Below are 8,963 nucleotides of genomic sequence, written 5' to 3'. Positions count from 1 at the left end.
CTTACAAAGGAAATAGTTCGGTTTATAAAAAATCATTACACTAGAAGGTTTTCTTCTCACTTTTGGGAGCATAAGTCTTTTGACTTTAACTGTAGTAAGTAAGCAGTATTCTACTGATGTAGTGGATACTTCATATTTACATTTATTGGGCAGTCTGGTAAAAAGATATAATTCTCTAAGCTTTGACGTTGCCATGTTAAGTCTTGGATCAGGGGGCTTTATCCTGGGTTATTTTTTATTTCAGTCAAGAGCAGTGCCCAGATGGATAGCCGTATTAGGTATCATTGGTAGTGTGCTTTTATTCGGCAGAAGTTTGGCTGTTTTGATGGGATATCCGCAAGGATTTGCTTTATTTCTGCCAATAACCTTATTTGAATTTATATTTCCCATATGGCTTATTATTAAAGGCTTTAATCAAAAGCTTCCAGATATTCAGTCAAGCGCGGTATAGCTTTTTCATAACATCAATAGTGAGGTGTCATGATTTTTGGATTTTATCCAAGGCGAAGCTTTAAAGCAGTGCCATGATTGAGGGAGCGGACGCCCCGCATGATAAGGATACTGTTTAGGCTTCCCTTGAAAATTAAAAGACCAACAGGCGGGCGGGACGTCCACGTGCAGCGCGGCCCGTTTGATGCATGTGGGTAAGCAGCCTTAAGGGCTGGTTTTGAGCGTTTAGCGGGGAGAACGGGCTTTGCACGTGGCACCCTTTTCTTTCCCAAAGGGATCTTCGGGGTTGTTTCGTCCCCGATTGAAACATCGGGATGAAAACCGGAGTAGAAACCTCAAAAAATGGCGAAACTGATGCATTTTGAGGTCACAACCACCAAACACCTGCAACTGAAGCTTCTCTAAAGCAGAAAAAACGCTTGTTTTCTAGAAAAAAGAATTATCAAGGACTCCCTGTTTAAGTGCAGGAAAAGGGCTGACAGGAGGGGAAAAAGATTGGAATGGAAAAATATGACTGAACCATTCCAATCTTAAGCTATAGCTATTTGATTGCTTCTATAGTCTTCGCTTCAGATGCCAACAGCTCATTAGCATCGTTCAAGCCAGCTTCAATAAAAGCATCAATTTCCGAATTGCGTACCAGGCCTTTATTAAGCAACACGCCAAGAGTGATCATAACACCGATACGGGTGCCTACCTTTTTAGCGGCTGTATTGAATAAGGGCTGTAATTCTTCATAGGAAACCCCTTCAGCAAGGTTCATGATACTTGCTCTGGCAGACGCCAGCTTGTCACCGGATAGATTAGTATATTTTTTGCTGATCTTCTGGATCTCATTGATAGCGCTTCTTTGTTCCTGTTGCTGGCTCTGAGCCGGCTTAGCCGCTGGATGATCATTCTGTTGCTCGGGTTTGGACTGCTGTTTTGCCCAGGTATCCCTCAAGCCTACTGTTTTATTAAATATCAAATGATCTGAAGTAGCATCTTTATCAAGGGTAAAATAGCCTAAACGCTGGAACTGGAACTTATCATCCAATTTCGCTTCTTTCAAAAAAGGCTCAACATATGCCTCTTTAATGATTTTCAGCGAGTCAGGGTTGACAAAATCCATAAAATCTTTGTCCCCATGGCTATCTGGCGCTTCATCAAGGAACAGGCGATCATACTCACGAACCTCTACTTTAACAGCATGCTTAATAGATACCCAGTGTAGCGTACCCTTCACTTTTCTCATACTCGCTTCAGTTCCGCTTCCAGACCTCGAATCCGGATCACAGGTACAATGGATCTCTGTGATATTACCGGCAGCATCTTTTACAACCGACTCACCTTTAATAATATAGGCGCTCTTCAACCGCACTTCATTGCCAATAGTGAGCCTGAAGAATTTATTGCCCGCCTCTTCCTTAAAATCTTCACGCTCTATATACAACTCACGAGAGAACGGAACCTCGTGCGTCCCACCGTTCGGATCTTCGGGGTTGTTTTCTGCGATCAACATCTCCTCTTTATCTTCGGGATAATTAGTGATCACTAACTTCACAGGATCCAAAACACCCATCACTCTCGTGGCGGTTTTATTCAGGTCTTCACGAATACAGAATTCCAGCAGCGATACATCAGTGACACTGTCGCGTTTGGAAATACCTGAAAGCTCACTGAATTTCCTGATCGATTCCGGGGTATATCCCCTGCGCCTCAAGCCTGAAATAGTCGGCATGCGTGGGTCGTCCCAGCCGGCAACGGTTTTGGTTTGCACCAATGCCAATAGCTTTCGCTTACTCATTACCGTATAGCTCAGGTTGCGTCTGGCAAATTCACGTTGTTTTGGCCTTAATTTGGTATCCTCATATATCTGGTCCAGGAACCAATCGTATAGTTCACGATGAGGCTTGAATTCCAGGGTACAGAGCGAGTGTGATATTTGCTCGATATAATCGGATTCTCCATGCGCCCAGTCATACATAGGGTAGATGCACCAATCATTTCCTGTTCGGTGATGCGCCTTATTTACTATCCGGTAGAGTAGGGGATCACGCATCAGCATGTTGGGTGAAGCCATATCTATTTTTGCACGCAACACATATCTGCCTGCCTCAAATTCACCATTCTTCATTCTTTCGAATAAGTCCAGATTTTCTTCCACACTTTGGCCTCTGTGAGGACTGGCTACGCCAGGTGTTGTGGGCGTTCCTTTTTGTTCAGCCATAGCTGCGGCAGATTGTCCGTCTACATAGGCTTTTCCTTTTTTGATCAATTCTACTGCCCAGTCGTACAACTGCTGAAAATAGTCAGAAGAATAACATACTTTATCCCATTTGAAGCCCAGCCATTCCACATCATATTTGATAGCATCTACGTACTCCTGTTCTTCTTTTGTGGGATTGGTGTCATCAAAACGCAGATTTACCGGTGCGTTATATTTTTCACCCAATCCAAAATTGAGGCAAATAGAAGCTGCATGGCCGATGTGCAGGTAGCCATTTGGCTCCGGAGGAAAGCGAAAGCGCAGTTTGTCCGGTGATAATCCGTTTGCCAGATCTTCTTCAATGAGTTGTTCTAAGAAATTAATAGATTTTACGTCTTCTGCCATAGTTCAAAAATTGAACTGCAAAATTACGGCAATTGGATATAAATACAACGGGTTGTGTGGATTTACAATACAACGTCATCCTGAGAGGGATTTTTTTGCTTCAAAAAACACAAAACGAGATGATATTTGTTTTCTTGATCAATAAGCCTGAATTTAATAAAAACCAGTGGTCATCCTGTCGGCGAAGAATCTTGCTAAACTCCTGAGCCACCTTCGGACATTTTAAGCCGACCGAAAGACTTTCCTGGCAAGCTTAGTAAGGTTCTTCGCTATCGCTCAGAATGACGTTGAAGTAAAGTTTTTTGGCTAAAATCTAATTTCATCATTCAATTTTATTGTTACTGCTACCCCACAATCCGAGGTCATCCTGAGGGACGAAGGATCTTGCTGAGCCCTGGATCTGTAAAACATAATTACTTGAAAATCAATTTGTTAATAGGGTTCTTCATAAGCAAATTTTTGTAGAGCACCGGAGAAAATATTAGGATCCCCTGATCGAAGGTGGAGACTGAGGCCATGCAGTATCAGGAAGCCGGGAGATTCGCGGATCTCAACTGTGCTTGCCAGTGTAGACCTTTTGTAAAGCGCCTGTAAACCTGTTGTAAATCACCATTTCTTGCTGTTAGGGATATATCCAGCTACGTTTGGGTATGTTAAATTTTAAAAAATATCAGAAATGAAAAAAATGAATTTAAAAAATCTAAAAGTACAGAGCTTTGTCACTTCGTTAGAGAAAGGAAATGAACAAACTGTAAAAGGAGGGGGCACAACTGATCTTGGTATTTTTACAGTTAATTGTACTCCCCGATGCGAGCATACAATTGCAGATGTGGGTTGCGGACTACGTACAGCCCTCCAGCAGGAGTGTTAAATTAAAACGGTGAAAAAGAAAGCCCATCTCAAAGGTAATAAGTTACCGCAAACGTAGTGAAGCAATTCTTTAATACTTTTGAGACCGCTTTCTTTTCTTTTTTCACCATATCGCGCAGAAGTATGCTCAATCCTCACACAAATCAGCAAACTGCCATTGATGTCTGCTCCAGATATGTGCTTTCAAATATCTTATCTGCATTGGCTGATTCAAAACCATCCCGGCGATGCGCTCGAGTGATCTTATCCTTTGGCAAATTCCTGAATTGAGGCAGAACAGATCGTTCGGCAAATTCCACATAGCTGCCGGAGATCTTCATAGTCTCGCCACCAGCAAAGGTCGCAGGTTGCATTTTAGACACTGAGCTGCTTTGTCTCAACAGGCCGTCCTCGCTGGTTTTTATTTTACCTCCCGAAGTATTCAATATTATGCCTATGGATTCCAGGAAAGTGTTGAATTCCTCCAGTGTATTATACCCTTCGGGCAGCTCGTGAATACTAATGGTATAATGGTTAAGGTAATACCTGTTGTAAATCACCCATGCTGCATATTCGCTTTCCTGTAGCAGGGTTTGGTAGTCCTCCAATATGGGTAGATCCCACAGGGGTTTATAGAAAAAAGCACCTACTTCATCAGAATTATCGAGATTGATGCTTTCTACAGGGCATTGCTGGATGGAGGCCACATACTTGCTGATGATCGACTGTGCCTTTAAAGACAGGTCATGAACCCTAAGCTCACTTATAAATATTCGCGGGTATTTTTCTGTCGGTGGCTCGTACCAAAAAGCATTGAGTTTCTTTTCAGCAAAATAATAAGGATCTCTCCTCTTATACCCATAGTGCAGAAAGATTTTCTCAAAGGAAGAGATGCCGAGGTGAGACACTCCTAAGGTACGGAATGCAATGTGATCGTTGATAATGTCGCTTTCATCGGAAATCATGCCGTTGATGATCATGGCATCACTTATCTTTTTTACTTCGGGCACGCTCTCCTTATAAGGAACAAACAGTGCATTCAAAATTTTATCTAACGAAGAGTTCTTGTCGAAATTCATATACAACTTTTAGTCTGCTATGGAAAACATTTTATATCAAATTCATTAACGCTACAAAATTATTTGGAAAAAAGATTATATTCAATTAACAATTTGAATAGAATGATAAGCATAACTAATCAATTAGAAATCCGACACTTCGAATATTTCCTGGTTTTGGCGGAGACTTTGCATTACGGCAAGGCCGCTGAGCGACTTTTTATTACTCAGTCTGCTTTAAGTCAGCAAATCCAGCGTCTGGAAATGGTATTAGGACATGAGCTTTTTGTCAGAACCAACCGTAAAGTCAGTCTTAGTCATGCGGGGGAGCTGCTAAAAGAGGAAGCAGAGGCTATACTCACGCAGTTGAAAAGGAGTATGGAGCAATGGCAATTCCGCGTTGAGGGAGGTGAAGGCATTGTGAGGATTGGTTTTGTGGGTTCTGCCATGCAGGTTTACCTGCCAAAAATCCTGAAGGAGTTCACGGCTAAATATCCTAAGATCAGATTTTACCTGAAAGAGTTGAATAATAAGGATCAGCTACATGCGCTGGATAAAAAGGAGTTGGATATTGGTTTTGTAAGGGCTAATATTCTTATGGCCAACCTGCAAAGCCTGCCAGTTTTCAAAGAGAACCTGACGCTGGTACTTCCGGAAAACCATGCCATCACCGAGCAAAATTTTGTCGATATGGGGCAATTGGCAGAGGAGTCATACATTCTATTTCCCAACGAAAGCAGCCAGATGTTTTACGGGCAGATCATGACCCTTTGCAAGGAACACGGCTTTATCCCCAGAATTTCACACCAGTCTATACACGGACCCACCATCTTTAAGCTGGTAGAGAGTGGCCTGGGTATTTCAATAGTGCCGAATTCCCTGGTGGATAGGTATAACTACAAAGTGAAATATATTGAGTTGAAAAACATTGCACACAAAACCGAGTTGTTTGCTGCCTGGAATAAGTATAACGACAACACAGCGCTTGCTTATCTGCTTGGCATATTGAAAGGAGGGTAGTGTCCTCTGATAATTGTAAAATGATTGCGTCACGTTTTAAGAACATCACCGCGAGGTACGAAGCGGTCCCCCATATCCCTGTAAGGTCATGGTAGTAATAACTTACCAAAATAGCTGTATTGCAAACATTCGACCGGAGATATTTGATTTTCGTAGGGTATTATTTGAATTCTGTTATTTATCCTGTTTTTAAACCGTCTACTTTATTAACTTAAGGACAGCAATTAATAAAACCGACCAGTATGGCTAATTTCAATCTCAATATTAACGGAAAACAACACCAGGTCGATGTAGACCCTGCAACACCTTTGCTATGGGTTCTGAGGGATCATCTCGACCTCCAGGGCACCAAGTACGGATGTGGTGTAGCCATGTGTGGGGCATGTACAGTCCATCTCAATGGAACAGCCATCCGCTCATGTCAGCTTCCGGTTTCTGCTATAGGCAATGGCAGTATCACCACAATTGAAGGGTTGTCAGCAACGGGTGATCACCCGGTACAGAGGGCCTGGCTGGAGCAGGACGTACCACAGTGCGGCTATTGCCAGGCAGGCCAGATCATGAGCGCAGCAGCGCTTTTAGAGGCTAATCCACAGCCGTCTGATGAACAGATAGAGGAGGCTATGAGCGGAAACATTTGCAGATGTGGTACTTACGTCAGGATTAAACAAGCTATCAAAACGGCTTCAACACTTAAAAACAGCGCCTCATGACACTACTTAAAACAAAAATAGGCAGACGATCTTTTTTAAAAACCTCAACAGCGATAGGTGGTGGGTTGATGTTAAGCTTCAGTTGGTTAGCTGCTTGTGTTTCTGATCCCAAGCGTGTGTTAACTATGCCTGAAGAATGGTTTAGCCTTAATGGATACTTAAAAATAGGAGAGAACGGCCTCGTTACCATCATATCTCCAAACCCGGAAATAGGGCAGAATGTGAAGACCTCTATGCCTATGATAGTGGCTGATGAACTGGATGTAGATTGGACAAATGTGATCGTAGAGCAAGGCCCGCTCAACACGGATATATTTACCCGGCAGCTTGCCGGAGGTAGTCAGTCCATCAGGCAGGGATGGCAGGGACTGAGGATGGCCGGAGCGACTGCCCGCAGGATGTTGAGAGAGGCTGCAGCGAAGGCGTGGCAGGTACCAGTAGAGGAGGTTACTACCAAAGAGGGCATGCTGCTTCATGAAAAAAGCGGGAAAAATGCTACTTATGGCGAAATGGCTTCTGCTGCCGCCAATATCCCGGTACCGGAAGAAGTAGAACTGAAAAATGCTGATGATTTCAAAATAATAGGCACTCCCAGAAAAAACGTTGACGGTCTTAAAATAGTGACAGGCGAGCCTCTTTTCGGTTTAGATTACCGCAGAGAAGGGATGCTCACTGCTATGGTCATTCATCCACCGGCTTTCGGCATGAAACTGAAATCACTGGACGATAACGAGGCGCGTAATATGCCTGGTATTAAAGACATCTTCACTTTTAAGCCGTATGAAGATGGCCATGTTAAAAACATGTTCGATGCCAGCGCCTTTACCGAACTAATAGCCGTTGTAGGTAACTCGACCTGGGAAGTAATGAATGCTAAAAAGGCTGTGAAAGCGCAGTGGGAGCCATTTGAGGAATATGCAGATGAATTTTCTCATTATTCGGACCCCTCGCGAAAAATAGCGAAGCGACAGCCGGCCGGACTTGAAAGCTCTGCCCGGCATGCAGAGATCATTGCAGAATATTCTTCCAAGCCTGGAAATGTTGTACGAAGGGATGGTAATCCTGAATTAGCATTTAAGCAAGCTGCTAAAGTAATTGAGAGTCAATATTTTACTCCATTCCACGCGCACAACTGCATGGAGCCCCTTAACTTTTTTGCTAATGTAACTGCCGATAAAGCAGAACTGGTGGGCCCGATACAAACTCCTGAGTTTATGGAAAAAAGTGTTGCTGCCCGACTTGGTCTCCCTCTTGAAAAAGTGGATATCCAAATGACGCGCATGGGTGGCGGCTTTGGAAGAAAGTTGTACGGACACTATGGAGTGGAAGCTGCAGTCATTTCACAAAAAATGAACGCTCCCGTTAAGCTGATCTACACGCGTGAAGATGACATGACACATGGCACCTACAGCCCGGCTTTCCATGCATTGTATCGTGCTGCTTTGGATGAAAACAACAACCTTATAGGTTTCCATGTGCGTGCCGGAGGCATTCCCGAAAGCCCGCTTTTTGCCAATCGTTTTCCCGCCGGGGCTGTAGATAACTATCTTGCAGAAGAGTGGTCATATGATTCAAACATCAGTGTGGGAGCTTTCAGAGCGCCACGGTCCAACTTTATGGCCGCAGCGGAGCAGTCCTTTTTGGATGAGGTAGCAGAAGCAGCAGGAAAAGATCCTATCAAGTTCCGTCTTGAGCTTTTTGAACGCGCCAAAAACAACCCTGTAGGTGAAAACAATGACTATGATGCGAGCCGCTATGCCGGTGTATTAGAATTGGTGAGAGATAAGTCAAACTGGTCTGAGGTACAGCCAGGAATGCATAGGGGAGTAGCGGCCTATTATTGCCACAACAGCTATGTGGCCCAGGTGGTGGATCTGGAAATGAAAAATGGCAAACCGGTAATACAAAAAGTGCATTGCGCGGTGGATTGTGGTATAGTTGTCAACCCATTGGCAGCAGCTAACCTTGTAGAAGGTGGAACGGTGGATGGCATCGGCCATGCCATGTATAACAGTGGCATTACATTCTCCGAAGGTAAGCCTGATCACAGCAACTTCAATACCCATCAATGGATAAGGCACAGAGACGCGCCAAGGGCCATCGATGTGCATTTTGTGCAAAACAACACCGACCCGACAGGATTAGGTGAGCCACCATTCCCACCGGTAATGGGAGCAGTGGCCAATGCGCTATATCATGCAACTAAGAAGCGATATTATAATCAGCCATATTTAGGGTAAGCGAGTATGTATTTTCTCCTCTAAGCTTAAAGGCGTACTA

The 8,963-nt window shown here is 43.8% G+C and carries 7 protein-coding genes; 5 read left to right on the top strand and 2 right to left on the bottom strand.

Annotated elements, in window-relative coordinates:
• The first annotated feature begins 31 nt into the window (after positions 1-31).
• Complete coding sequence (locus tag C900_RS29375; protein WP_083867482.1) at positions 32-451, top strand: DUF4386 family protein; 420 nt, start codon at positions 32-34, stop codon at positions 449-451.
• 540 nt (positions 452-991) lie between these two features.
• On the opposite strand, the gene C900_RS11410 is transcribed toward C900_RS29375, so the two are convergent.
• A complete protein-coding gene (locus C900_RS11410; protein WP_009580017.1) occupies positions 992-3,043 on the bottom strand; it encodes a glutamine--tRNA ligase/YqeY domain fusion protein in 2,052 nt (683 codons plus the stop codon).
• Positions 3,044-3,719: 676 nt separating this feature from the next.
• Here C900_RS11410 and C900_RS11405 point away from each other — a divergent pair.
• Positions 3,720-3,914: a pinensin family lanthipeptide gene (locus C900_RS11405; RefSeq protein WP_009580016.1), complete on the top strand. Its 195-nt coding sequence runs from the start codon at positions 3,720-3,722 to the stop codon at positions 3,912-3,914.
• A 142-nt stretch (positions 3,915-4,056) separates the two neighbouring features.
• Here C900_RS11405 and C900_RS11400 read toward each other — a convergent pair whose 3' ends face one another.
• Entirely contained in the window at positions 4,057-4,971 is a 915-nt protein-coding gene (locus C900_RS11400; protein ID WP_009580015.1) for a DUF1338 domain-containing protein, read from the bottom strand.
• A 102-nt stretch (positions 4,972-5,073) separates the two neighbouring features.
• Here C900_RS11400 and C900_RS11395 point away from each other — a divergent pair, with 102 nt between their 5' ends.
• From C900_RS11395 to C900_RS11385, 3 genes are all read left to right on the top strand, one after another.
• On the top strand, positions 5,074-5,970 hold the full coding sequence (locus C900_RS11395; RefSeq protein ID WP_040496569.1) for a LysR family transcriptional regulator: 897 nt from the start codon (positions 5,074-5,076) through the stop codon (positions 5,968-5,970).
• A gap of 242 nt (positions 5,971-6,212) precedes the next feature.
• The gene (locus tag C900_RS11390) at positions 6,213-6,683 is read left to right on the top strand and encodes a (2Fe-2S)-binding protein (RefSeq protein WP_009580013.1); all 471 of its coding nucleotides are present in this window, start codon (positions 6,213-6,215) and stop codon (positions 6,681-6,683) included.
• Entirely contained in the window at positions 6,680-8,923 is a 2,244-nt protein-coding gene (locus C900_RS11385) for a xanthine dehydrogenase family protein molybdopterin-binding subunit (protein WP_009580012.1), read from the top strand. Before C900_RS11390 ends, C900_RS11385 begins: the two co-directional genes overlap by 4 nt.
• Positions 8,924-8,963: the final 40 nt, after the last annotated feature.

It is taken from the genome of Fulvivirga imtechensis AK7 (assembly GCF_000331535.1).
Lineage (GTDB): Bacteria > Bacteroidota > Bacteroidia > Cytophagales > Cyclobacteriaceae > Fulvivirga > Fulvivirga imtechensis.
Note: the sequence above shows the minus strand (reverse complement) of the source record. Positions and strands in the feature narration are given on the sequence as shown.